At 42.0% G+C, this 24857-nt stretch carries 20 protein-coding genes and 1 pseudogene; 15 read left to right on the top strand and 6 right to left on the bottom strand.

Translation table 11 applies throughout. The features are described 5' to 3' along the window. Window positions 1–24 precede the first annotated feature (24 nt). On the top strand, window positions 25–930 hold the full coding sequence (locus DOT_RS17775; protein WP_009621694.1) for a LysR family transcriptional regulator: 906 nt from the start codon (window positions 25–27) through the stop codon (window positions 928–930). Between the two features lie 208 nt (window positions 931–1138). Next, window positions 1139–4780 (top strand): methionine synthase, encoded by a 3642-nt coding sequence (gene metH, locus DOT_RS17770; protein WP_009621692.1) that lies wholly within the window; start codon window positions 1139–1141, stop codon window positions 4778–4780. Here the strand turns inward: metH and DOT_RS17765 are convergent. After that, window positions 4777–5598, bottom strand: coding sequence for a class I SAM-dependent methyltransferase (locus DOT_RS17765; RefSeq protein ID WP_009621690.1), 822 nt, complete (start codon window positions 5596–5598; stop codon window positions 4777–4779). The genes metH and DOT_RS17765 overlap by 4 nt on opposite strands. A gap of 4 nt (window positions 5599–5602) precedes the next feature. Further along, window positions 5603–6133, bottom strand: coding sequence for an FmdE family protein (locus tag DOT_RS17760; protein WP_009621685.1), 531 nt, complete (start codon window positions 6131–6133; stop codon window positions 5603–5605). A gap of 633 nt (window positions 6134–6766) precedes the next feature. Between DOT_RS17760 and cbiM the strand changes: the two genes are divergently transcribed. From cbiM to DOT_RS17735, 4 genes are all read left to right on the top strand, one after another. Next, a complete protein-coding gene (cbiM, locus tag DOT_RS17755) occupies window positions 6767–7789 on the top strand; it encodes a cobalt transporter CbiM (RefSeq protein ID WP_009621683.1) in 1023 nt (340 codons plus the stop codon). Window positions 7790–8666: 877 nt separating this feature from the next. Next, a complete protein-coding gene (locus DOT_RS17745; RefSeq protein ID WP_009621681.1) occupies window positions 8667–9632 on the top strand; it encodes a permease in 966 nt (321 codons plus the stop codon). A gap of 15 nt (window positions 9633–9647) precedes the next feature. Next, window positions 9648–10559: a TIGR03943 family protein gene (locus DOT_RS17740; RefSeq protein WP_009621679.1), complete on the top strand. Its 912-nt coding sequence runs from the start codon at window positions 9648–9650 to the stop codon at window positions 10557–10559. Window positions 10560–10615: 56 nt separating this feature from the next. Next, a complete protein-coding gene (locus tag DOT_RS17735; protein ID WP_009621677.1) occupies window positions 10616–11029 on the top strand; it encodes an iron dependent repressor, metal binding and dimerization domain protein in 414 nt (137 codons plus the stop codon). 81 nt (window positions 11030–11110) lie between these two features. On the opposite strand, the gene DOT_RS17730 is transcribed toward DOT_RS17735, so the two are convergent. From DOT_RS17730 to DOT_RS17720, 3 genes are read right to left on the bottom strand one after another with little or no spacing between them, the layout of a single operon-like run. Then, window positions 11111–12511, bottom strand: coding sequence for a nucleoside recognition domain-containing protein (locus tag DOT_RS17730; protein ID WP_040412694.1), 1401 nt, complete (start codon window positions 12509–12511; stop codon window positions 11111–11113). Continuing rightward, on the bottom strand, window positions 12508–13323 hold the full coding sequence (locus DOT_RS17725; protein WP_009621672.1) for a FeoB small GTPase domain-containing protein: 816 nt from the start codon (window positions 13321–13323) through the stop codon (window positions 12508–12510). Before DOT_RS17725 ends, DOT_RS17730 begins: the two co-directional genes overlap by 4 nt. 41 nt (window positions 13324–13364) lie before the next feature. Then, complete coding sequence (locus DOT_RS17720) at window positions 13365–13610, bottom strand: FeoA family protein (protein ID WP_009621670.1); 246 nt, start codon at window positions 13608–13610, stop codon at window positions 13365–13367. Window positions 13611–14334: 724 nt separating this feature from the next. Between DOT_RS17720 and DOT_RS17715 the strand changes: the two genes are divergently transcribed. The 4 genes and pseudogenes from DOT_RS17715 to DOT_RS17700 all read left to right on the top strand — a co-directional run bounded on the left by DOT_RS17715 (window position 14335) and on the right by DOT_RS17700 (window position 17346). Continuing rightward, on the top strand, window positions 14335–14550 hold the full coding sequence (locus DOT_RS17715; protein ID WP_009621665.1) for a tautomerase family protein: 216 nt from the start codon (window positions 14335–14337) through the stop codon (window positions 14548–14550). Between the two features lie 191 nt (window positions 14551–14741). Further along, window positions 14742–15962 (top strand): DVU0298 family protein, encoded by a 1221-nt coding sequence (locus DOT_RS32470; RefSeq protein ID WP_009621650.1) that lies wholly within the window; start codon window positions 14742–14744, stop codon window positions 15960–15962. A gap of 19 nt (window positions 15963–15981) precedes the next feature. Next, complete coding sequence (locus tag DOT_RS17705) at window positions 15982–16362, top strand: VOC family protein (RefSeq protein ID WP_085930992.1); 381 nt, start codon at window positions 15982–15984, stop codon at window positions 16360–16362. Window positions 16363–16430: 68 nt separating this feature from the next. Then, a pseudogene (locus tag DOT_RS17700) lies at window positions 16431–17346 on the top strand (TIGR01212 family radical SAM protein). Between the two features lie 268 nt (window positions 17347–17614). Here the strand turns inward: DOT_RS17700 and eam are convergent. Further along, window positions 17615–18865: a glutamate 2,3-aminomutase gene (eam, locus tag DOT_RS17695; protein WP_009621644.1), complete on the bottom strand. Its 1251-nt coding sequence runs from the start codon at window positions 18863–18865 to the stop codon at window positions 17615–17617. A gap of 242 nt (window positions 18866–19107) precedes the next feature. Here eam and DOT_RS17690 point away from each other — a divergent pair, with 242 nt between their 5' ends. The 5 genes from DOT_RS17690 to clcA all read left to right on the top strand — a co-directional run bounded on the left by DOT_RS17690 (window position 19108) and on the right by clcA (window position 24546). Then, window positions 19108–19710 carry a TrkA C-terminal domain-containing protein gene (locus DOT_RS17690; RefSeq protein ID WP_040412706.1) on the top strand — a complete coding sequence of 201 codons (603 nt, stop codon included), beginning with the start codon at window positions 19108–19110 and terminating at the stop codon, window positions 19708–19710. A gap of 15 nt (window positions 19711–19725) precedes the next feature. Continuing rightward, the gene (locus tag DOT_RS17685) at window positions 19726–20082 is read left to right on the top strand and encodes a holo-ACP synthase (RefSeq protein WP_009621641.1); all 357 of its coding nucleotides are present in this window, start codon (window positions 19726–19728) and stop codon (window positions 20080–20082) included. Between the two features lie 94 nt (window positions 20083–20176). Then, window positions 20177–21796, top strand: a complete 1620-nt coding sequence (locus tag DOT_RS17680; RefSeq protein ID WP_050809905.1) for a bifunctional ADP-dependent NAD(P)H-hydrate dehydratase/NAD(P)H-hydrate epimerase — start codon at window positions 20177–20179, stop codon at window positions 21794–21796. Then, a complete protein-coding gene (gene alr / locus DOT_RS17675; RefSeq protein WP_009621637.1) occupies window positions 21766–22890 on the top strand; it encodes an alanine racemase in 1125 nt (374 codons plus the stop codon). The genes DOT_RS17680 and alr overlap by 31 nt, the downstream gene beginning before the upstream one ends. Before the next feature lie 63 nt (window positions 22891–22953). Continuing rightward, window positions 22954–24546: a H(+)/Cl(-) exchange transporter ClcA gene (gene clcA, locus DOT_RS17670; RefSeq protein ID WP_009621635.1), complete on the top strand. Its 1593-nt coding sequence runs from the start codon at window positions 22954–22956 to the stop codon at window positions 24544–24546. The last annotated feature ends 311 nt before the right edge of the window (window positions 24547–24857 follow it).

Genomic DNA, 24857 nt, shown 5'->3' with positions numbered 1-24857 from the left:
TGAAAAGAACAGGTAGGTGAAAAAATGACCCTTCAACAGCTTAAGTATGCCATTGAAATCGCAGTCAGGGGCTCGATTAATGAGGCTGCAAAACGTTTATTCATCACTCAGCCTAGTCTCTCCAACGCAATCAAAGAATTGGAGGCCGAGCTTAATATTACGATCTTTGAGCGCACCAACAAGGGAGTTAGTATTTCTGTTGAGGGAGCGGAATTTCTTGGTTACGCCCGGCAGGTATTGGAGCAAACAGAACTGTTGGAAAACCGTTACCAGGATGCGAAGCCTTCTCCCCAGCATTTTTCTGTTTCCACCCAGCATTATGCTTTTTCGGTCAATGCTTTTGTAAATTTGATGAAAAAATACGCTTTGGAAGAATATGAGTTTACTTTACGAGAAACGAAAACCTATGAGATTTTAGAGGATGTTAAAAATCTACGCAGTGAAATTGGCATCTTGTATCTCAATGAGTTTAATTCCAAGGTAATCAATAAATTTATGAAAGAAGGCAATTTGGAGTTCACGGTCTTATTCGAAGCTTCACCTCATGTCTTTATCAGCGCCAAAAATCCGTTGGCTAAGCAAGAGCGAGTTTCTTTAGAGGACTTGGATTCTTATCCCTGCCTGTCGTTTGAACAAGGTGAGTACAATTCGTTTCATTTTTCCGAGGAGATTCTCAGCACTCTATCTCATAAAAAGAGCATCCGAGTGAGTGATAGGGCAACTTTGTTTAATCTTTTGATTGGCTTAAACGGCTATACTATTTCAACAGGTGTTTTAAGTTCTGACCTTAATGGCAACAACATTATCGCGGTGCCTTTAGATATTAATGAAACCATTACGGTAGGGTGGATTTCTCATAAAAATGTAACGCCCAGCAGACTGGCGATAGCTTATGTGCAAGAATTGGACCAAGTAATTAAAAACCTCTAATCATTCCACAATAGAACCTTTCTGCACTGCCGACTGCAATCATTGGTGAAAAGATAAAATGGCTTGTTATAGTCTTATACTATAACAAGCCATAGTTTTTTTGAGTTACATTATATCTATTTCTTGATGCTATAGTAAAGATCACATTAGGTCGGCAAGATGTATCGATACATAATAAGCATTAATCCTAAATCGAGGAGGCAAACTAATGAAATACACAATCGAGAATTGTTTAAAGGAGAGAATTCTTGTCCTGGATGGTGCCATGGGGACTTGTATTCAAGGATATAATTTAAGTGAGCAGGAATTCATTGGAAGTTGTTCGTGTCAGCGAAGCCAAAAGGGGAATAATGACCTGTTAAATATTACGCATCCCGAGATTATTAGAGCCATTCATAAGACTTATCTCGAAGCCGGAGCAGATATTATTGAAACCAATACCTTTAATGCCAACAAGATTTCTCAAAAGGATTACGGCATGGAGGATAAGGTTTATGAGCTTAACCTTCAAGGGGCAAAGTTAGCCCGAGAACAGGCTGATATATTTACAAATGCTGGCCCCAGCAAACCACGATTCGTAGCAGGTTCAGTCGGGCCAACGAATAGAACAGCATCTCTTTCACCGGATGTTGAAAACCCAGGTGTAAGAAATATTAGCTTTGATGAACTTGTTCTTGCCTATGAGGAGCAAATACAAGGGCTTGTAGATGGCAGAGTCGATGTCCTATTTATTGAAACAATATTTGATGCCTTAAATGCTAGGGCAGCCGTATTTGCAGCTGGAAATGTCTTTGAGGATAAAGGCGTAACCTTGCCTATCTTTATTTCAGGCACTATTGCCGATAAAAGCGGTCGTATATTATCCGGTCAAACGCTGGAAGCTTTTGCCCATACGATGAAGGGCGACGAAATAATTGGCATTGGATTAAACTGTTCCTTTGGCGCCAAGGATTTAATTCCCTTCATTAAATATCTCTCTAAAAGTCAAGATCGCTATGTAACCTTTCATCCTAATGCGGGTCTGCCCAACTCCCTGGGGGTGTATGAGGAACGACCGGAAGAAACTGCAGCTTTGGTAAAGGAATTAGCAGAAGAAGGTCATTTGAATATTGTCGGAGCATGTTGTGGTTCAACACCGGCCCATATTAAAGCGATCAGTGAAGCGGTTAAAGGCATCCACCCAAGACAAATTCCGGCGCTCGAAACAGAGACTGTTTACTGTGGTCTCGAAGCTTTCAAAGTAAAAAAGGAAAATAATTTTGTTAATATTGGAGAACGAACGAATGTTTCTGGTTCTGCTAAATTTGCTCGATTAATAAGGGAGAAAAATTATGAAGAGGCCTTATTCATAGCCAAAGAACAGGTTGAAAATGGAGCCCAAATTATCGATCTTAACTTTGATGATGCACTACTTGATGCTCACAGTGAAATGGACACTTTTCTTAAACTGCTTGCCAGCGAGCCAGAGATTTCCAGAGTTCCGGTGATGATTGATTCCTCAAAATTCGAGGTTTTAGAAGCAGGTTTGAAGGCAATTCAAGGTAAGGCAGTTGTCAATTCCATAAGCCTGAAAGGAGGGGAAGAGGAGTTCATTCGGCAAGCAACGTTAATCAAACGATATGGTGCAGGCATTGTGGTCATGGCCTTCGATGAACAAGGTCAGGCAGATACATTTGACAAAAGAATTACAGTATGTAAAAGAGCGTATGATTTATTAGTGAAGACGGTAAAGTTTCCTCCAACGGATATTATTTTTGACCCGAACATTTTAGCAATTGCCACAGGGATTGAAGAACATAACAATTATGCGGTGGATTTTATTAACACCGTAACCTGGATCAAGAGAAATCTTCCTTTCGTTAAGGTAAGTGGCGGGGTAAGTAATTTATCCTTCTCCTTTAGAGGAAACAATGCCATCAGAGAAGCGATGCACTCGGTGTTTTTGTATCACGCGATTGCGGCAGGAATGGATATGGCTATTGTCAACCCTAGTATGATTCAAATTTATGATGAAATAGATAAGGTTCTACTAGAAAGGGTTGAAGATGTAGTTTTAAATAAATCACCAGATTCTGCCGAAAAACTGTTAGACTTTGCAGAGCTTTACAAAGCTTCCGGTGGGGATCAAGCCGAGAATAAGCTGGTTTGGAGAGAGAAGGATTGCAAGGAACGCTTAATTCATGCTTTAGTCAAAGGGATCGCAGAATATATCGAAGAAGATGTTGAGGAAGTCAGAAGACAATATGACAAAGCAGAAAAGGTCATTGAAGGACCACTTATGGATGGCATGAAGGTGGTTGGAGAATTATTTGGCGAAGGCAAAATGTTTCTTCCGCAAGTTGTAAAAAGCGCACGAGTTATGAAAAAGGCAGTAGGCTGTTTATTACCATATATTGAGGCAGAGAAGAAGAGTGGCGGAAGCAGCAGTGCAGGAAAAGTCGTCATGGCCACGGTCAAGGGTGATGTTCATGATATAGGTAAAAACATTGTAGCAGTCATTCTGGCTTGCAATAATTTTGAAGTGATTGATCTTGGAGTAATGGCATCTTGCGAAGTAATTCTCCAGACAGCAAAAAAAGAAAATGCCGATATCATAGCTCTAAGTGGGCTTATTACACCTTCTTTGGATGAGATGTCTCATGTAGCCGAGGAAATGGAACGACAAGGATTTGATATTCCCCTAATGATTGGCGGAGCAACAACTTCTAAGACTCACACCGCTTTAAAGATTGCACCTAACTATTCAAGGGGGGTCGTGTATAGTGTTGACGCCTCAAAATCTGTAGAGGTCGCCAAAAAGCTAGTTGATAAAAATGAGCGAAGGAGGTATCTAACTCAAGTAGAGGAAGAATATCAAACAATAAGAGAAACCTACGGGAAGGTTGAAAGAAAGCTCATGCCCCTCAATGAGGCCAGGGAAAAGAAATTCAAAATCGATTGGAATAAGGAAACTATAAAGGTTCCAAACTTAATTGGAACCCAATATTTGAAAAATTTCCCTCTTAGTGAGCTAAGAAACTATATTGATTGGTCTTATTTCTTTATAGCTTGGGATATGGGGATGGTTTATCCTAAGATTATGGAAGATCCTAAATATAGTGAAGAAGCTAAAAAGCTTTTTGATGATGCCAATGAAATGTTAGATTTACTGGAAAGGGAAGAGATACTTACGGCAAATGCTGTTTGGGGTATTTTTCCTGCCAACTCTCTGGGCGATGACATTGAACTGTACCATAAGGGCAGTGTCACAACTTTCAATATGTTAAGGCAACAAACCTTCTCTAAGGATAATGTCTATCGATGCCTTGCGGATTATATAGCCCCTAAGGAGAGTGGGATAACGGATTATTTAGGTGGATTTATTGTAACTGCAGGAATAGGTGCCAAGGAGTATGCCGAGAAACTTAGTGAACAAGGCAATGACTATGGGGCAATTATGGTGAAACTTCTTGCTGATCGGTTAGCTGAAGCTTTCGCAGAGTTATTGCATTTCCAGGTGAGAAAGGATTATTGGGGATACTCTCCAGATGAAGAGCTAGAGATTCAAGCTTTATTAAAAGGTTCATATAGAGGAATCAGGCCTGCCTTTGGCTATCCTAGTCTTAGGGACCATGCTGAAAAGACCAAGCTTTTTCAGCTCTTAGAGGGAGAATATCATACGGGTATATCTTTAACCGAACATTATATGATGAATCCAGTTGCCAGTGTTTGCGGTTTGTACTTTGGTTCTCAAGTTGCCCGATATTTTGATATTCACAGAATTGATAAGGATCAAGCAGCTGATTACGCCAAGCGCAACCAAAAGGAGCATAAAGAGCTTGAGAAAATGATAAGCACTATTCTAAATTAGACCTTCCAGTGAATCCAGGCGGTTTTCGTCCGAACATACTCAGTCACTAATCCATTTTTGGAAATTCCCTCCAGATAGCTTCTTATCAAAGAGCTCTTCTCCTCTTTAGAGCAATTCTCTGCTTCAAAAAGCGAACTGTAATAAACACAAGCTTCCTGGTACGTGCGGACATGCTCCCGGTCTGTATCGACATAGGTAATATTAGGGTAATAACCCATTAACCAAAGGATGTTAAATAGGCTGTAAACGGTATTATTGTAAAATTTCGCCCCTTTTAGTTTAAGAATTTCGGTGTGAATAATATCTTGAACAGAGTCATAACGATCTACAAAATTAGATAAGAAGCAATGTCCCTTGCTTGCCGTGATCATTTTCTCTAGGGTGATTTGATCATGGATCCCAGGGCTGTTGATCGCAGTAACTAAGTCAAACCTTTTTTCCCAGCCGCATTCTTCAAGGTTGACTTCATCCCAGTTTAAGCTTTTAAATGAGACGTTGGTGAGATTTTCAGCTGTAGCATTATTCACGGCATAGTCTAACATTTTATCAGATATATCGAGACCAGTAACTTCCGTTGATTTCTTGGCAAATTCAACGGCAAACCGGCCTGGACCGCAGCCTATATCCAAGACGCTACTATTTTTGGTAAGAAGGTTATTAGACGACAGAAATTCTACGATTTTGCGGATACGCTCGTCTGGAATGCCTTGACGAACTAACTTGTCAAACTCACTCGCCCTGTTGTTCCAAAACGACCTACCTGATGCTTCGTTAGGTTTTCCCTCGCTCCAAAGATGGATGAAATATGGAATATCCATTCCTTTACCATCCTCTCGAATAGTCTTTAAAGCAGTCTAGGCATACTTTCTTTCCGTCATTGATTCGAATCTTTTGTTCGGGGGCGCCTTCTCCGCATAGCTCACAAACAACTGTGGTAAATATTCTTGCCTTTTCGGGCAGTTCAAACGTCGGCTTGGAGAAATTAAATAGTTCATCAACCGGTGAGTTCAGTATGTGGGCTTGCCGCTGTTGACGATCCATTTCCTGGTCAAAAGGTTTAATGATCATTCTCAAACTTTCACCACTGGATCGATTAAAAAAGCTGAAGGCCATTTTGCCTGTGCCTTTATAAAGTAGATTTCCTTTACCAAAGGTGCAACCCGTGATTAACTGAACGGCATCGACACCACATGCATCGTTTTCGGTTACACAGACGATTTCCTCATCAGGGGAAAATTTAATGCTCATCTTCTTTTTCGCTGCCTCACAGGCTTTATAACCGATTGCCAGTCCTGGACATTCATGCCCATGAAATTCTACAGCTTTCTCCCACATGGTTTTTTCTCTACACATACAAATAATCCCCTTTCTGATGTGGCCTAAATGATAATTTATGTTGTTCAAATGTGATAACCATTTCCTTGAAATAGAAAAGACCACGGAAATAATGACTAGACTAAGTGTCAAGTCAAGACCTCCATGGTCTCTTTTATAGTTATGAATAGTTACCAATGTTCAAAGTATTCTACATAAAAAATGAAATACCTTCTTTGTTCTATTGCCCTGAACTAGTTTATTTAGATTTTAACCTTTAGGATTGAGGGTCATAATGATCATCAGTATCATTTGAATATTTGGATGAAAATGGATTTAAAACGCTTTTTGTGCAAAAAGATAAAAGCTTTGTTCTTATAATTAATGAAAAAAATTTTCAAGTTAATTTAGCAGGAATTTATGAATAGTTGTAGAATAAGTAGAATATTAAGATTATAAATATTGCACAGCAAGACCATGAAGGTGTTTGCAAAAACCATGGAGGTTTGACTCGAGAGGGTCAGCTTTGTGGTTTTTTTTATTTGCCCGAAAGGATGGTGTTTGATTACCTTAATAAAATGAAAAAGTCTAAGGTTAAACCAATAAAACTAATAAAACCAAATCATCAATCATCAGATTGAAATAGAAAATAGAAAGAAGAGGGGTTTTAGTATGCATATTCCTGACGGATATCTTAGTCCACAAACAGATGCAGTCCTTGGTATTGCAAGTGCAATCACTGCAGCAGTCGCGGCCTCAAAAACAGCTAGTACGGTTCGAGCTAAGTACATTCCGATGCTTTCAGTGGGTGCGGCGTTTTCCTTCACTATCATGATGTTTAATGTTCCTGTTCCCGATGGAACAACCGCCCACGCCGTTGGTGGATCACTGTTAGCTGTTATTTTAGGGCCTTGGGCAGCCATGATTTCTGTGTCTATTGCCCTAATTATTCAAGCGCTTTTCTTTGGAGACGGGGGTATTTTAGCACTGGGCGCAAATATCTTCAATATGGCGGTTGTAATGCCCTTTGTCAGTTACGCAATCTATCAGCTTATTGCAGGAAAGAGTGACATCTTTACCAAACGTCGCATGATTGGAGCGGGAATTGCTGGATTCGTCGGAATCAATGTGGCCGCACTTTGTGCTGCGATTGAATTCGGAATACAGCCCATGCTCTTCCATGCTGCCAATGGAATGCCTCTCTACAGCCCCTATGGACTTAATATAGCAATTCCCGCGATGCTCTTTGCTCACTTTACTATTGCAGGACCAGTTGAGGGAGTTGTGACAGGATTGGTCTTTACTTATTTGCAACGCTCTAACCCTGTTCTGCTTCAAATGCGAAGTGATTCAGGAAACTCTGCGTCTACTGTCTCTTATGGTCGTTACATTGTTGGTTTGATCGTTGTTGCCTTGCTCACGCCCTTAGGTTTATTGGCCTCCGGAACGGCTTGGGGCGAATGGGGCGGAGAAGATTTGCAGACTCAACTTGGGTTCATTCCCAGTGGACTAGATAGATTAGGAGCTTTTTGGAATCATGTTTTATTTCCAGACTATGGTATCGCGGGATTTGATCAATCATTTTGGCAACAAGCACTTGGTTATATTATGTCAGCTTTTTTCGCTTTGTTGATTATCGGGATCATTGGGGTTGCTATCCAACGTTTTAAACGTAAATCTGAGAAACCTGCTTAATATGTTTTTATTAGTTGTATCTCGTATATTGAATTATCCAAGCAGAGTTCAAGATGCTGTCAAGAGTCTTAACCTAATTCCATAGAACATGGAAGATTATGAGGATTTACTTTGACAAACTCTTCGGGCATAGTATTAAATAACCTCACAAAAAGATGAACGCCACTATGCCAACGGGATGGCTCCCGTTTAAGAGGGGAGAATGAAAAAGTGTGTACTAAACATTTTAGAACTATGTGGCGAAGAATCGGAATAGTTATCACTTTACTGCTTGTCGTAATTGTTATTCAGAGTTTATTTAAATAAACTGTTAAAAATGATAGTGCATTAACAAAGACTACGGAGGTCTGACTAAAAGGAGTCAGCTTCGTGGTCTTTGTTTATATCTGAAAGGAGGAGTTAGGCGCATTCCCAGTACACAGATTTTTATGACATTGATTTTTTAATTTGTGATGAAATAATATCAAGTTTGGATATTTGTACGGTCGTCAGGACTGTAGAATCACATTGAATATGGGGCAGTACTATGGATACAAACAATCGGGCGATTGAAATAGCAGATTATAGATGCACAATGAACAAGTTATTAAAGAGTAAGCGTCTAACTGATCTGGAGGTCATAAAGTTGAGACAAGAATTAGATAGACTGATACATAATTATTATTTTTTAACGTACAGGCATCAGCAGAAACCAAGCAATTCGGCTTGCGGTTTGAATCCACGAATGCTAATGAGCATAATAATAATTTGGTTCCAGGTGTAAAATCGCAGAAATAGAAAAGTTTGGGAATACACAAGGTGTTTTAATAATATAGATAACTAGTCTAAGTAACATTGGAAGGTGATCTATATTTATATCTCGCCACGAGTCTCAAATATGAAGTTTTACCCGGTGTTAGTAGGAAGCACGTTTTTTATTATTCTAGGTTCTAAAATACTCCAAAATAAAGAGGTGTTAGAGCAAAGCGCCAATGTAGCAACTTTAGCCTTAAGTGTCATATTACAGGCTCTACCATTTATACTTCTTGGCGTATTCGCATCCGCCTTAATTCGCTATCTTGTACGAGAAGATTGGATTGCTAGATTTACGCCGAAGAATGCAGTGGCGGGTGTAATAGTTGGTTCACTCTTAGGATTGTTCATTCCAGTATGTGACTGTGGAGTATTACCGGTTGCGCGCGGTTTATTTCGCAAAGGAGTTTCGATGCAAACAGCTTTGGCGTATTTACTTACTGCCCCGGTTATAAACCCAGTTGTAATACTGGCAACAGCGATGGCCTTTCAATGGAATTGGCATCTCGTTGGCCTGAGGGTTGTTAGTACGTTCCTTGTAGGAGCAACGACGGCTTTATTAGCAGGTTCTGTATTCAATTATCGAGCTTTTACGGATAGAGAATGGCATCGCCATGAACATGAAAGCTCCAAGCTTTCGCTACACCAACTGCTGGTACATGCTGGAGATGAATTCTTTGATGTGGGTCGTTACTTAATTATTAGTGCCTTCCTTGCCGCTGCTATTCAGATTTGGGTTCCCAAAGGTATTCTGGTACAAGCAACCAGTAATCCCTTTATGGCAACAGGAGCCATGATGTTATTAGCTATAGCTATGTCACTTTGTTCAGATGCCGACGCATTTGTGGCTCGAGTTCTAGCCAATCAGTTTCCTTTAGGGTCGGTTATGGCTTTTCTGGTTATCGGTCAGATTATCGATTTACGTAATATTATTTTATTTGCTAAGAATTTCCGACTCTCTTTATTTATATTTCTTCTTGTCACCTCACTTTGTTTGACCTATGTATTAAGTTTAAGTATTCACTTTGGTTTAGGGAAACTAATGTTTTAAGAAGAGGAGGTTGCAATGCAAATTCAGCGGAGGAATGCCTTAGTTCAGAGCTTAATATTAAGTTTATTTTCTGTAATGATAGTATATTTAATCCTGACAGAAACGATTGACTTGTATATCAGTCTCGAGGTAATTTGGCTAGCTAAATTGTCAGCAATACTTCTTGCCGTAATTTCGATTGCCAAGTTTGTACCGGTGCGACGTAGTCTAATTCATAACTGTTGTGGCCACAATCATGCTTGTACAACCAGTCATAATCTTCATTCCCACAAAACGAACGGTTTAGGGCAAATTGCCATTTTCATAATTCCATTAATGGTTGGGTTTGGCATGCAACCACGCATTCTTGATTCGACAGCGCTTTCCAATAGCATTAATACCGCCGGTCCGATTCCTTATTATGCTCTTCACGTGCCAAGGACTGATAGGCTAAGGAGTGAAATACCACAGCCGAGTGGGTTATCAGCTGCGGAAAACAATATAGGTAGTTCTTCGGTAAAGGGGTTAACTCCTAATTCCCTTAATTCTGTGGTGAAGGAAACTGATCTGATGCAATTATACCTTAATATTGAGGACCACCCCGAACAGGTATATAATCAACGCTGGAAATTAACAGGCTTTGTTTATAAAGATCCGAAGTTAGCGAAGAATCAATTTGTTCTCTCCCGTTTTGTGATCACATGTTGTATCGTTGATGCCACTCCAATAGGTATTATTGTTGAAAGTCCAGATGCGCCTAAGCTGAAAGCCGATACTTGGGTTGAAGTTACTGGGTTATTGCAAAAGCGGATAATTGGCGAAGCTAATGAAATTAAATCGGTACATAATTTCACTGAAACAAATGATGGAGCTCCTTATTTGGTCGTTAATAGTTGCAAAATAGTTTCAACGCCTCAAGACCCTTATTTGGCTCCCCCAATGCAGTGAATTCTAAGCATAAATGGATGAAGGATAGCTAAAGTGAAGCAAAGGAAGTGTCTGACATGCTAACCCCCAGCTTGGAAGACTATTTAGAGGAGATATATCGGTTTTCGTTATCGCTTGATACAGTTCGAGTAACGGACATTAGTAAAAGGCTTAAAGTTGCTTTGCCATCAGTAACTAAAGCCCTCTATAAGTTAAGGGACGAATGTTACATAAAGTACGAACGGTATGGTGAGATCAAGCTTACAGATAAAGGAAACGAATTTGGGTATTACTTAGTTGCGAGGAATCAATTGTTGCAGGAGTTTCTAGCCCTAATATGCAGCAAATCTAACTTTGCTGTTGAGGCCGAAGCTATGGAACATTATCTTTCAACTGCAACGATTGATGCCATTAAAAATCTCGTGGAGTTTATGAAAGGCAATCCATCTTGGCAATTAGCCTTTAAAGATTTTATGAGTTTACAAGACTAGGCAGACAATAATACCCACAGAACACTTGGCCAGTGTATCTGTGGGTTAGACAAATTTTTTGACGAGGTTGGAATACCTCTTCTAGGCTAAGCCTAAAAGGTACGCTGTCTGGGCGATGATGAAACAAACTGTGAACGCCAGAGCTGTGGGGATGATAAAACCCATAAAGGTCCATCTTTTACTTCCTGTTTCTTTGTACATGCTGAGTAAAGTTGTGGCACAGGGCCAGTGGAGTAGGGCAAAGAGCATCGTGTTGAAAGCGGTTAGCCAGGTCCAGCCGTTGGCAAGCAGAACTTTTTTTAGTTCGAATAAACTCCCAAACTCAGTCAATTGCCCCGTAGCCAGATAGCTCATAAGAAGGATCGGTATCACAATTTCATTAGCTGGGAGACCTAAGATAAAGGCCATAAGGATAAAACCGTCCAGTCCAATAGCTTTGGCTAGAGGATCAAGAACACTCGCTATATAGGCAATGACACTGACGTCCCCGATGTAGACATTCGCCAGGATCCAAGTGAGTCCTCCAGCGGGTGCTGCTACAACAAGCGCCCGGCGCAAAACAAAGATCGTGCGGTCAATAAGGGAACGATAGAAAACTGCCCCGAACTTGGGTCTGCGATAAGGGGGTAGTTCCAACACCAGAGAAGAGGGCTCACCCTTAAGGATCGTTTTGGACAAGGTCCATGATACAGCAAACGTAACCGCTACTCCAAGTAGGACTAAGAGCGTAATCATGCCCGCGGCTAGAAGTGATTGTGAAAAGGCGAGTGCACTGGTCATGAAGATTGAAGTGATGGCGATGAGGGTCGGAAAACGTCCATTGCAGGGCACAAAATTATTGGTCAGGATAGCGATCAAACGTTCTCTAGGAGAGTCAATGATCCGTGCAGAAACAATCCCAGCTGCGTTACACCCAAAGCCCATACACATTGTCAGGCATTGTTTCCCGCAAGCATGCGCTTTTTTAAACATATTGTCAAGGTTAAAGGCCACTCGCGGCAGATAACCTAGGTCTTCAAGGATGGTAAACAAGGGGAAAAAGATGGCCATCGGAGGAAGCATCACCGCGGTAACCCAGGCCAAGGTACGGTACATACCTAGGACCAATACACCATGCAGCCAAGCAGGGGCCTGAGCTAACTGAAACCATTGGGTAAGTACATCTTGAAAGGCAAAGAGCACGGAAGCAATCATTTCCGAGGGTACGTTCGCTCCAGCTATAGTAAGCCAAAATACTGTGCCTAACAATAGCAACATAAGCGGATAACCGAACACACGGGAGATCACAATTTTATCAATCTTATCTTTCCAACTACACTGAACAGTGTCTTCCCGTAATACGACCTGTTTGGCTAGCTTTTCGGTATAAGCGAAGATATCTGTAACAACACGATCTGCTAGAGGTGTTCCAGAAGACAAACGGATCGATTCGGTATCGGAGTAAATCTTTAGGAGGGGATCTATTGGAGTAAGTGTGCTCATAGTGTGATCTTGCTCCCTTGCTGAGGCATAGCTACTATTTTCTGATTTTGTGTTGCTGCATAGCGGCCAATGGTTTCAATAAAAGAAATATCACTGTCTAACAAGCGAAGTGCCAACCATTTTGGATTTACTACTCTAGCCAAGTCTAGCTTTTCGAGCTTAGGCAGAAGTGTGCAAATTGCTCGTTCAACTTCTTCGGAATAGACGACCTGTTTCGGCCGAGTTTTTTTCTTCTCTACAGCCATTGTGTAGACTGCGTTTTGCAATTCTTGAAGCCCTTCCCCATTCCTCGCTGCTGTGGGAACGATAGGTACACCCAGCTCTTTTTGCAATTCAATGAAGTTTATGCTTAATTTCTTCTTCCTTGCTTCATCGATCAAGTTGACACATACAATGACTTTTGACGAGATCTCCATAACTTGAAGGGCTAAGTTGAGATTACGTTCCAGCGAAGTCGCATCAAGCACCACGATGGTCGCATCGGGATGACCAAAGCAGATAAAATCCCTGGCGATTTCTTCTTCAACACTATGGGCTAGTAAGGAATAAGTACCAGGCAAATCAACCAATAAAAACGATTTATTCCGATATGTGTAAGTCCCTTGCGCATTATCGACTGTTTTTCCTGGCCAGTTGCCGGTATGTTGATGTAAACCAGTAAGTGCATTAAACACGGTACTCTTCCCTACGTTTGGATTCCCAGCGAGCGCAATCACGTACTGTTCACCAGTCGTTCTAATCCCAAAGTGTTCCCGCATAACACGACCATGATCTTTAAGCGCGTTAGAACGGTCTCCTATTTTTAACTCCATATTTTTTCACCCCAAAGATATTTTTTAGCAATGATTAGGACCTATCTGGCTGCAGAGTCAATATAAATAAGGCTGGCGTCTTCACTGCGCAAAGCAATTACAGTATCCCGAACTAAGTAAGCGATTGGATCTCCGGCAGGGGCTTTCCCTATGCAGGTAAGAACGGTCCCAGGGACAATACCCAGATCAAGGATTCGACGACGGAGTAATCCTTTAACGTCTAATTGTATAACCTTGGATTTTTCTCCGGGCTGTAGTGTGGATAATGGTACAGGTAATATTGTCATCTGCGTAACTCTCCTTTCGAGGATTGTTAGACTAAGTTAACTTTTGACATAGCCCATTCTGAGGTTAACTGAGGTCTTGAAATACAGTATTAAACCTGGGAGTGAAGTGTTACTATGAAGCTTATTAAAATTTTCATCACTATCTTTTATAACAAGCTAAAGAAGCTCTGGATTTGCCAATCCAGAGCTTCAAAGATGATTAAAGCTGTACATGATGCTGGGGTAAATTGATCTGAGTACAACAGGAATATTCAAGTGAGGCGACGGAGGAGCTTTGACAAGGCCAAAAAAGCTCCTCCTTCGCTCTGACCTAAAGATATCGGACGGTCAGATCACAATATCATTAAGCCAGAAAGTGATAAGATACGGAGGGATCCAAACTTCCGCACTTTTTCGCACGTAAGATGCCAGGTGATTTTGAAGGCGTTTTGGAACATTTAATTCGAGGGCCTCGTCACAACAGTTATTGTAACTCATATTTGCAATTGGCGCCTTGAAATTATTGTCTAGTATTGGACAAACCAATACTTTGAGTGCGAAAATTGAAGAAAAAAATAATTTTTACGTAGTGTTTGATTGTCAGAGAGAAGACTTTCTTGTCATTAAAACAGTTAGGAAGATAAAATAAATAAATTCTAAGAGGTTGATATAGTTACATGTTTTACGGATTAACTGGGAATTTTAATGAGAGTAAAGAAAGATTTTTGCGGAGGTGCTTTGTAAAATGCCAATGATTAACTTTGATGGGCCCGTTCTGACTATCGATCAAAAGAGAAGTCTGATTCACGGAATGAGTCAAGCTGCTTCGCAGGCTTTAGGAATTCCTATGGCAGCGTTTACCGTAACACTGGATGAACATGATTACAGTAACATGGGAATTGGTGGGGAAGTGCTGACAGAATCAGTTTACTGGGGTAAATATAAAGAACTTAAAGACTGAGTTATTTTGCTTTAAATCACAGCATCTTGAATCGACCTCTTTTAGGGGTCGTTTTTTTATTACCTTGTTTTATTGAATTATGATAAGATAATTCCTAAGAAGGAAAGAAACTATAGAAGTTTAGACAAATGAATGTTGAATGATATCGGGAACGACCGGAAAAAATTTCCCAAAGAGAGAAGGTGTGTCCAATGCCTACTAAAAGAGATATTGAACGAGTATTGGAGAATCGGGATTGGAAGCAACTGGGTGTCTGGGTTGAAGAAAATAGGAACATTTATGGACAGCTGATGGCGCGAATTTATGTTAAAGATGGTATTATTTTCTGGCGGGCGGTAGAGGCGTTGGGTGTTGTCACGCATTATTTCGAGCAGGAAAAGCGTAACAATGCGCTTGAACTTGTGCGACGCTATTTTTGGATGCTCACTGAGGAATCCGGAGGGACTGCCTGGAATGCTTCGGAGGCCATAGGAAGCATTCTCGTCCATTGTCCAAAGACTTGTGGGCACTTTAATTGGATGCTTTCCGGGTTGCTGGAAGATGAAAGTTTGTGTGATGGAGCTCTATGGGGGTTAGGGCAATTGGCTCAGGTCGCTCCACACTTAGTGGAGCCTTTGGAAGAACGGATAAGACCTTTCTTAGAATCGGAAAAACCGTTACCAAGGGGTTTGGCAGCATTAATCTATGCATTGATGAGGATTCCACACGATCATTTTCCGATTTATCGTGAGGCAGGGCCTAAGTGGACAGTCCCACTAGATCTGGATACTCGTTTAAGGAATGACCAAAATTTAATCGAAATCTATCAAGATGGGGATCTGAAAAGTTATCACGTTCAAGAGCTTTGGCAAGTCGAAACTATAGCTTTTTGGACTGAACAAGTAGCAATCCAAGACCTTGAGGTGGAGGTAACAGTTGCTTCCACTTCGGTGGGGTTATGCTGGTTAGGTCTCGGCTCACCGGTTGAAGAAGAGCAGTCCCTCCGGACTTGGGCGGCGCGTTGGTTACCAAAAGGGTTCCTAATCAGGAAGCGTGAACGGAATAGTGAAACAATTCGTCAGCTTCAAGAGTATCTTACTGGAAAACGCAAGGAGTTTACGATTCCCCTTCATCGGCTAGGGACTTCGTTTCAACTTCAAGTTTGGGAAGAACTGCTCAGTATTCCGTATGGAGAGACACGTAGTTATAGTGACATAGCCACCAAGGTGGGAAGTCTCAAAGGGCAGAGAGCAGTGGGTATGGCTAACCATAATAATCCCATTGGAGTTATAGTGCCCTGTCATCGAGTGATTGGTAAAAGTGGGAATTTAACAGGATATGCTGGAGGCCTGGACATCAAGCGGAGGCTATTAGAGCTGGAAGGGGCCATTTCGCGCGAATTAAGCGAAGAAAATAGAAAAATAGAGTCTTAGGAGGAGAAAAATGGAAAGAATAAAGAGCGAGTCTCTTTTTACAGGAGTCGAACATATTGGGATTAAGGCCTTGGATATGGAGAAAGCCCTTCAGTTCTACATTGAGATACTGGGCTTTAAGTTTTTATACCGGATTAAACCGGGTGATGTGGAATTAGCTTTTTTAGAATTAGGAGGTACCGTTGTCGAGCTTGTTGAGGTTGTCGATGGTCAACGTTTTGAGGATGGGGTTGTCAATCATTTAGCTCTGCGGGTATCGGACATCTTCAAAGCCGTCGAGCGCTTAAAAGAATTTGAGGTGGAGTTGATCTCTGCAGAGCCAATGACCTTAGGAGAAGGACGATATAATTTCTTTTTCCGTGGTCCTAGCAGGGAAAAGCTTGAACTATATCAGGAGTGAGTGGGAAGCTCCGTAAAGCACACCAAAAAGTCTATGGATTAATCTGTAAGAGAGAATGGAATTTCGATATGCAAAAGAGATATCATACCTTTAACGAACATTTACGGGAGAGGTTTGGTGGGAAAATTTTTAAGGTCTCCTTAGATGCTGGATTTACATGTCCAAACCGGGATGGGACATTGGGTAGGGATGGCTGTGTCTACTGCAGCGAACGGGGGTCCGGGGATTTCGCTGGGGAACAGGGGTTATCCATCCATAATCAATTCATCGAAGTAACGGAACGGATGAGGAAAAAATGGCCCAACGCAAGGTATATTGCTTATTTCCAAGCTTATACCAATACCTATGCATCGGTAGAGCGGTTGCGTGAGGTCTATGAAGAGGCTTTAAAAGAGGAAAACGTTGTAGGGTTATCCATCTCAACAAGACCGGATTGTTTACCAGAGAATGTGCTGGACTATCTTGAAGAACTGAATCAAAGAACGTATTTGTGGGTAGAGCTAGGATTGCAAAGTATTCACGATCGAACCATGGAGCGGATTGAAAGGGGTCATAACTATGCCCAATTCCTGAAGGGTCTTGATCAGTTGTGCTCCAGAGGGATACGGGTTTGTGCCCATGTAATTCTCGGCTTACCTGGGGAAACGAAAACGGAGATGATAGAAACCGCCCAAGCGGTTGCCAAGATGCCTTTACAAGGAATCAAGATTCACTTGCTTCATGTGTTGAGAGGAACCCCTTTGGCAGCAATTTATCAGCGTGAACCGTTTGATCTTATGACTCAAGAGGACTATGTTTCGCTCGTGGTTGATATTTTAGAGATCGTCCCCTCGGGGATGATTATTCATCGTTTGACAGGAGATGGGCCTCCGGATGATCTTATAGGGCCTCTCTGGAGTCGTAAAAAAATGGGAAGTTCTCAATGCGATTGATGCCGAGCTTATACGCCGAGACACATGGCAGGGAAAAAGGGCGAAGAAATAGCGACCCCGCAGGATCGCTTTAAAAGGAGGAGATAAAGTTATGAGTGTTTTAAGGCCTTAGTGGAGGCCTAGGAAACCGAGGTGGCAGAATCGAACGTTGTGAATGTTCGTTGAGAGTTTTAGGTTGAGATGGGGTCAATTTGAGGCCAGGCGCTAAGTTCAAGTAACGCTTCAGATCTGAATTTGCATCTGTGATCCGTCGGATTATTTGATCGTTATTAAGACGTTCAGTCATTGACACCGCCCCCTTTTCAAACTATATAAGCTTATTATGGAGTCTCGTACTGAATCAATTTTCCTTCCCAGGTACGCAAAATCGCTTTGTTTTCATCAAGGGACATCAAGTATTGAGGTGAAATGGGAGTCTTGCCTCCGCCTTTGGGGGCATTTATAATATAGGTTGGTATCGCAAGGCCCGAAGTATACCCTCGTAAGTGTTCCATAACGGCAAGTCCATCTTGGATCCGCGGCACAAAATGACGTGTTCCTTTGACGTTTTTGGCATGGAAGATATAGTAGGGGCGGATTCTGATTTTGAGTAGTTCTTGATTAAGCTTTTTCATGACTTCTGGTTGGTGGTTTATGCCTTTGAGCAATACTGCCTGATTCCCTAGAATCACTCCGGCTGCAACAAGTTTGTCAGCCGCTTTTTTGGCATCTTCAGTTACTTCCTTAGGGTGGTTGAACTGCGTATTTATATATATAGGCGGATATTTAGCCAATATTGAACATAGTTGATCTGTAATGCGCATGGGGAGAGTCACTGGAGTCCGTGTCCCGAGACGCTTGATTTCTACGTGAGGTATGGCATGGAGTTCCCCGAGAAGCCAGTCTAGGGTTAAGTCACCGAGTAGTAGAGCATCTCCTCCAGTCACCAAGACGTCCCGTATCTCGGGATTTGCTCGAATATAATCGAGAGCTGCTTTCAGCTGGGTTCGTTCTTGATGAGTGTCCGTTTCACCAATATTACGTCGGCGCTGACAATGGCGACAGTACATGGCGCACATGTTGGTGACGTTGATGATCAGGCGGTCCGGGTAACGCCTGGTGATACAAGGCGCAGGAGATGTAATAGCTTCTCCCATCGGGTCTTCTTCACCGAAATCGTCGACAAGCTCAGCTTGGGTAGGTAATCCTTGAAGTCTAATTGGGTCAAACGGATCGGTATCATTGATCAAACTCAAATAGTACGGAGATAATGCCCAGCGAAAGGTTTTCCCAACACGTTCTATTTCTTGACATTGTTCGGAGGTTAATCCAGGGAGCAAATTACTTAAGACGTGGGCATCTGTAATTCTGTTGTGCATTTGCCAGTGCCAGTTTTCCCAGTCCTCAAGCGTTGCGCTGAAATAGCTTAAAATGGTTGCTCGGCGTAATTGATAGGCTTCTATACTTGTAAATCCCGTCGGAATCGTTTTGCACTTTTGGAGATAAGGAACAATCTTTTGTTTCAGTTCTGAGGCTCGTCTTAGTGCAAACTGACGAAACGTATCCGGTCTATTGCTAAGTTGAACAGCCATTCTTATTTCCTCCTCTACTTCAGATAGGTCAAATGATGCTATCAAATTAACTGCGTTAAAATGGCGAAGACGAAGACTAGGGTTTAGAGTGTGTTAATTTAGAAGAAAATCGTATTTATCAGAAATGGCCAATAATTACTAACAACCTTATAATATCATAGGGGTTGTTAGTTGTCAATAGGATGATGCCACTAGAAGATGGCTATGCTATAATAGTAGAAATGAGTAAGGGGATGAAGGTATTGGAACATGCACGCTACCAGGAGATCGCGATAGATATAGCTCACGCTATTATGATGGGGGAATACCATGAAGGCGAAAAAATTCATGGTCGTTCTACTTTGGCAGGACGGTACAATGTGTCACCGGAAACTATTCGCCGGGCCATCGCTATTTTACAAAATGTCGGTGTCGTCGTGGTCAGTCAAGGCGTAGGGATTACCGTAACATCGAAAGCTTTAGCCGAGAGATTCATTAAATCATTTGATCAAAAAGGTGAAATTCAGATCTTTCTCGAAGACTTGAAAAGTCTAATGGATCAAAGACGTGAAAATGATTTGAAGATTGAAAGCCATCTGAACAAATTGCGGGGATATGCTGACCGAATCATGTCCCGTTGGTTAGACGTTGGGGAAATAGAAATCGGAAAAGCTTCACCAGCAATTGGGAAGACTTTGAGTGAATTAAAGATTCGTGAGCGGACGGGGACAACTATTATAGCAGTGGTTCGTGATGGCTTTGAACAATTTTCTCCGGAAGCGGGTTTTGTTCTTCGGGCAGAAGATGTCCTGTTGGCCGCGGGGTCATCAGAGGGACAGGAAAAATTGCAACAACTAATTTTATGATTTGGAGCAGACAGAATGCATCCTGGTATTGATATCATTGAAATAGAGCGATTTTCTATGGCGCTTCAACGACAGCCCAAGTTATATGAACGCCTTTTCACAACGCGAGAGCAGAGTAACTTAATAGGCAAAGGTATTCAGAGTTACGCAGCTCGTTTTGCTGGAAAAGAGGCTGTTCTTAAAACATTAGGCACTGGTTTGCGTGGATTGTCTTGGCATGATATAGAAATCTTAAGTGATTCAAGTGGCGAACCTCTGGTATATCTTAGTGCTAGGGCTATGGATCAGGTTAAGGCTAGAGGTTGCTCCCAAGTCCGAATAAGTTTAACTCATGATCGCACACAGGCGATAGCTTTTGCGATTTTAAGCTGAGCAAAATAAGATTCTATGATGAAGAATGAAGGCGACAGGTCTAAGCACATGAGATATGATATGATAAAGATATAATAGAACCGGGGTGAGGAGAATGCGTGTAGTCAGCGCAGAACAGATGCGGCAGATTGAAGAAAGAGCCATTCATCATTATGGCATTCCAAGTTTGCTGCTTATGGAAAATGCAGCCTGGGCAGTTGTCGAAGAAATTCGGCGTTGTCTTCCTAAAGAGGAGGCAGATTTAAGCGGACGAAAAGCAGTGATCCTGGTTGGGAAGGGAAATAATGGCGGAGATGGATTAGCGGTGGCTCGACATTTAGTTTTCCAAGGCATGGATGTCACGGCCTTTTTATTTGCGGGATTTAAGGAATTTAAAGGGGACGCCGCCTTAAATTTGCACCTTTTCCAAAGAATGTCTGGAAAGTGTTTTATAATCGAAGGAGAGAAACAACGTCGTTTGACACGTCTAGCCTTAGCGCAAGCAGATGTCGTGGTCGATGCTCTTTACGGAATTGGGCTGCGGGGTGCTTTACCCAGCTTAATAGAAGAGTATGTGGACGAAGTGAACCGCTCTCCTGGATGGGTGGTCTCTATTGACGTCCCGAGTGGAGTGGAAGCCAATACTGGTAAGGTATATCGCACGGCGATTCGCGCTCAAACCACAGTTACCTTCGGGCTCCCTAAATGGGGTCTTTTTCTTGGTGAAGGTCCAGAGTATAGCGGACGGGTTGTTGTGGACCCTATTTCAATCCCGGAATCCTACACTCGAGATGAAGCGATCTCCACGTTTGTGTTGACTGATGACGATGTCCGCAATATGCTTCCCGTTCGCCAACTTAAGGGTCATAAAGGAACCCACGGAAAAGGGATTCTTGTTGCAGGGTCTAAGGGAATGAGTGGGGCTGCTATTCTTGCAGGACGAGGTGCTTTGCGAAGCGGCATTGGACTGTTGCAGATTGTTACCCCCACTGGGATTGCGAAAGACGTAGATGCTAGCCTTACAGAGGCGACGACTTGGTCCGCTCCAGGAGACGATTCTTTGAATGAAGAAGCTTGGCAGGTCATTTTAAAGCAATCTGAAAAAGCCCAAGCCTTTGCCGTTGGCCCGGGCTTAGCCCAGAATCCCCAGTTTATAACGGTATTAGAAAAAATCATGGAAACTATACGTTGCCCGGTCGTCTTGGATGCCGACGCGCTTAATCTGGTAGGATTAGAACCAGGTTTACTTAACTTGAGAAACGGTCTTGGTCCGTTGATTCTTACGCCTCATCCTGGTGAGATGGCCCGACTTTGTCAGTGCAGTGTTGAAGATATTGAGCGAAATCGCTTGGAGATTGTGGTGGCGAAAGCCGTAGAGTGGGAGGCAGTGGTTGTTTTAAAGGGCTCAGTGACCATTATTGCGGCGCCTGATGGTCGCGCTTTTTTCAACCCTACTGGAAATCCGGGACTTGGAACAGGAGGGACTGGCGATGTACTTACAGGCAGCATTCTCGCTTGGTTGGCCCAGGGGGTTGACCCGCTTGAAGCTGCATGTCTAGGTGTCTATTTGCACGGGAGATCTGCAGATGACTTAGCGACTGAGTATGGGTGGTTAGGATTTACTGCCTCGGAAGTGGCTGATCGGCTGCCTAAAGTTCGGCGTGAGTTGGAACTAAAGCCTTTAGAGAAAGAGAGGATGGGAAAATGGGGTTACGACAAGTTTGGGCTGAGGTAAATCTCCAAACGCTAAGAGAAAATTACAACAAGCTACAGGCGTATACCCGAAGTGAAATGATGCCAATCGTCAAGGCAGATGCCTATGGTCATGGGGTGATCCCCATTGTGAAAACGTTACAGGCGTGTGGAGCAAAACGTTTTGCGGTTGCTCTCTTGCAAGAGGCGCTAGAAATTAAAGCCGTTTTTCCCGAGCTCACGGTCATGATTCTCGGGGCTACTGAGCTGGATCAGATGGATACTTTAGTTGAGAAAGAGATAATTCCTACAATTTATCAATTATCCCAAGCTCTAGCACTCTCTGAGGCAGCTGTGAAACAAAACAAAACAGTGCGCTTACATATAAAAGTAGATACAGGAATGAACCGAATCGGATTTCGCGAGATAGATTTTGACGAGATTATGGAAATTTCCGTTTTGCCGAATCTTTATATTGAAGGAATTTTCACTCACTTTGCTACGTCTGATCAATCGGATCTGTCGTTTGCCCGAGTGCAACTTAAACGTTTTCAAGCTCTTTATGAGAAGTTGAAGACTGCTGGACTTAATATTCCGATCCGCCATGCGGCAAACAGTGCAGCGATCATCCATTTCCCAGAATCACATTTCGAACTTGTTCGTCCCGGAATAAGCCTTTACGGCCTTGTACCGTCTGCCCAGATTGGTGGAAATGTCGGCTTGGAACCGGTTCTGTCCTGGAAAGCCAAAGTGTCCCATGTCAAAAGTATTAAGACGGGTGAAACGGTAAGTTACGGATGCACATTTCAAGCAGCCTATCCGACATGTGTCGCTACCATCCCAGTAGGGTATGCAGATGGGTTGCGCAGGGCACTTTCCAACTATGGTGAAATGCTGATTCACGGGCGGCGCTCCACGATGATCGGGCGGATTTGTATGGATCAAACAATGCTTGAAGTGACTAAGATCTCAAAAGTACAAGTGGGTGATGTGGTTACGATTCTAGGAAAAGATGGATATGAACAAATTACAGCTACTGAAATGGCAGGATGGATGGGTACTATTAGCTATGAGGTCGTGTGTGGGATTTCAAAACGAGTGCCTCGAATTTATCTTGACTCGATGGAGAATAGCTAATAGGAAGGATTTTTTATTAAAGATTATGGAGGGTTATGTAAATAATGGGGGCATTAAACTACTATGACAAATAACAAGCATAACACGTATAACACATTGTTCCATTGGAATAGTTTTAGATTGAAATTAGTGTTTGAAGGAATGGGTGTAGGTGTTCTTACGGGCCTCTTAGTAGTGCTATATCGTTTTATGCTGGAAGAAGCCGGACTCATGTTAACAAAAGTTTATAATATTTTGACTGTTCGACCAGCGCTCATTTTTGCTTGGATTGGGGTACTTTGTATAATAGGTTATGTTGTAGGTTTATTGGTCAAACATGATCCTATGATTAGTGGTAGCGGTATCCCTCAAGTTGAAGGAGTCTTGTTAAGAAAATTATCCATGAATTGGTGGAAGGTTATTATAGGAAAGTTCGTTGGAGGAGTCTTAGCGATAGGGTCAGGACTTTCTATGGGAAGGGAAGGCCCATCTGTCCAATTGGGTGCTGCAGTTGGACAAGGTTTTAGTCAAGTATTAAAAAGAGTTAAAATAGAAGAAAAATATCTTACCACAAGTGGTGCAAGTGCAGGGCTTGCGGCGGCCTTTAGTGCTCCTTTGGCGGGGGTTATGTTTGCCCTAGAGGAGGTCCATAAAAACTTTTCACCCTTAGTGTTACTTTCAGCAGTATCGGCAGCAGTATCGGCGGATTTTGTGACCAGCGAATTTTTTGGTTTGAAACCTGTGCTCAACTTCGCGAACTTACCTGACTTTCCTCTTCGGTTATATTTCTTTATTATTATATTAGGAGCTATTATAGGGGTCTTAGGGGTTGCATTCAATAAAACTCTTTTAAAGACCCAAGACTTATATGCTATGCAAAATTGGTTACCTAAAAAATATTGGGTCATCTTTCCGTTACTGATTTCAATACTCTTAGGACTTTTCTTGCCTCAGGTTTTAGGCGGCGGTCATGAGTTGATAGCTTCGCTTGTAACAAAAGGAAATTATCCTTTTAAAATTCTCCTGGTATTGATGTTGGTAAAGTTCTTATTCACGATGGCGTGCTATGGATCAGGAGCGCCGGGGGGGATTTTCCTGCCACTACTCGCTATAGGTGCTCTAATAGGAAATGTCTATGGGGTCGCTCTGGTTCATGTTTTCCATATGGATAGTATGTATGTTAATAATTTCATAATACTGGCCATGGCAGGTTATTTCACCGCTGTTGTTAGAGCTCCGATTACAGGGACAATTCTGATTACAGAAATGACAGGCTCCTTTAGTCATTTGCTTACTTTAGCAATTGTATCTATTGTTGCCTATATGGTAGCGGATCTTTTAGGTTCAAAACCAATATATGAGTCCTTGCTCGAGAAATTCTTGCATAAACAGGGCCAAGGGATGGAAGCTGGAAATGAGAAATCAAAATATATTTTGGAGTTTGCAGTATGTATGGGATCAATGTTGGATGGTAAACAAATCAAAGAAATTAAATGGCCAGCCCATTGCCTTTTGGTTTCTGTTAAACGTGGCGAACGGGAAATAATACCAAAGGGGGACACGGTGATTTACCCAGGTGATTACTTAATTGTCCTGACAAATGAGGATAAAGTTGCAAAAATAAATGATGCTTTAATTTGTTTGGTTGAAAGCTGTGAAATCCATAAGGGCAGGTAATTAATTCGATTTTAAAAGGGGCTACGACAAACTGGTAAACAGTTACGTCGCAGTCCTTTTGAACTCACCTTGACAAGTTGTGAACTATGTATTTTATTGTAAAAATACATAATACTTTGGAGCTTTTAGTTACCATAAATCTGCTAATATGCTAAAATCGAACTTGTACTCGTTAAATATAGGAGTTTACGAACTTAGACATTCCCTTGCTTCCTCCACGTTGAGATAATGTTTCGATTGAGGTTCTGAGGTTTCTTCAAAGATTTTTGGGCATTCTAATATTTCAAATTTATCCTAGAAAAACTGTATTT

Source organism: Desulfosporosinus sp. OT (assembly GCF_000224515.1).
Taxonomy (GTDB): Bacteria; Bacillota; Desulfitobacteriia; order Desulfitobacteriales; family Desulfitobacteriaceae; genus Desulfosporosinus.
The sequence above is the reverse complement of the archived record's forward strand: the minus strand, read 5'-3'. Positions and strand labels throughout refer to the sequence as shown.

Excerpts from the sequence above, each read along its gene's own strand:
- DOT_RS17725 (WP_009621672.1), bottom strand. The coding sequence starts at position 13,323 with ATGGAGTTAAAAATAGGAGACCGTTCTAACGCGCTTAAAGATCATGGT.
- DOT_RS17685 (WP_009621641.1), top strand. The coding sequence starts at position 19,726 with ATGCATCCTGGTATTGATATCATTGAAATAGAGCGATTTTCTATGGCG.
- DOT_RS17735 (WP_009621677.1), top strand. The coding sequence starts at position 10,616 with ATGCTAACCCCCAGCTTGGAAGACTATTTAGAGGAGATATATCGGTTT.
- DOT_RS17680 (WP_050809905.1), top strand. The coding sequence starts at position 20,177 with ATGCGTGTAGTCAGCGCAGAACAGATGCGGCAGATTGAAGAAAGAGCC.
- eam (WP_009621644.1), bottom strand. The coding sequence starts at position 18,865 with ATGGCTGTTCAACTTAGCAATAGACCGGATACGTTTCGTCAGTTTGCA.
- DOT_RS17745 (WP_009621681.1), top strand. The coding sequence starts at position 8,667 with ATGAAGTTTTACCCGGTGTTAGTAGGAAGCACGTTTTTTATTATTCTA.
- alr (WP_009621637.1), top strand. The coding sequence starts at position 21,766 with ATGGGGTTACGACAAGTTTGGGCTGAGGTAAATCTCCAAACGCTAAGA.
- DOT_RS17760 (WP_009621685.1), bottom strand. The coding sequence starts at position 6,133 with ATGTGTAGAGAAAAAACCATGTGGGAGAAAGCTGTAGAATTTCATGGG.
- DOT_RS17730 (WP_040412694.1), bottom strand. The coding sequence starts at position 12,511 with ATGAGCACACTTACTCCAATAGATCCCCTCCTAAAGATTTACTCCGAT.
- DOT_RS17715 (WP_009621665.1), top strand. The coding sequence starts at position 14,335 with ATGCCAATGATTAACTTTGATGGGCCCGTTCTGACTATCGATCAAAAG.
- DOT_RS32470 (WP_009621650.1), top strand. The coding sequence starts at position 14,742 with ATGCCTACTAAAAGAGATATTGAACGAGTATTGGAGAATCGGGATTGG.
- DOT_RS17740 (WP_009621679.1), top strand. The coding sequence starts at position 9,648 with ATGCAAATTCAGCGGAGGAATGCCTTAGTTCAGAGCTTAATATTAAGT.
- clcA (WP_009621635.1), top strand. The coding sequence starts at position 22,954 with ATGACAAATAACAAGCATAACACGTATAACACATTGTTCCATTGGAAT.
- DOT_RS17775 (WP_009621694.1), top strand. The coding sequence starts at position 25 with ATGACCCTTCAACAGCTTAAGTATGCCATTGAAATCGCAGTCAGGGGC.
- DOT_RS17720 (WP_009621670.1), bottom strand. The coding sequence starts at position 13,610 with ATGACAATATTACCTGTACCATTATCCACACTACAGCCCGGAGAAAAA.
- DOT_RS17765 (WP_009621690.1), bottom strand. The coding sequence starts at position 5,598 with ATGGATATTCCATATTTCATCCATCTTTGGAGCGAGGGAAAACCTAAC.
- cbiM (WP_009621683.1), top strand. The coding sequence starts at position 6,767 with ATGCATATTCCTGACGGATATCTTAGTCCACAAACAGATGCAGTCCTT.
- metH (WP_009621692.1), top strand. The coding sequence starts at position 1,139 with ATGAAATACACAATCGAGAATTGTTTAAAGGAGAGAATTCTTGTCCTG.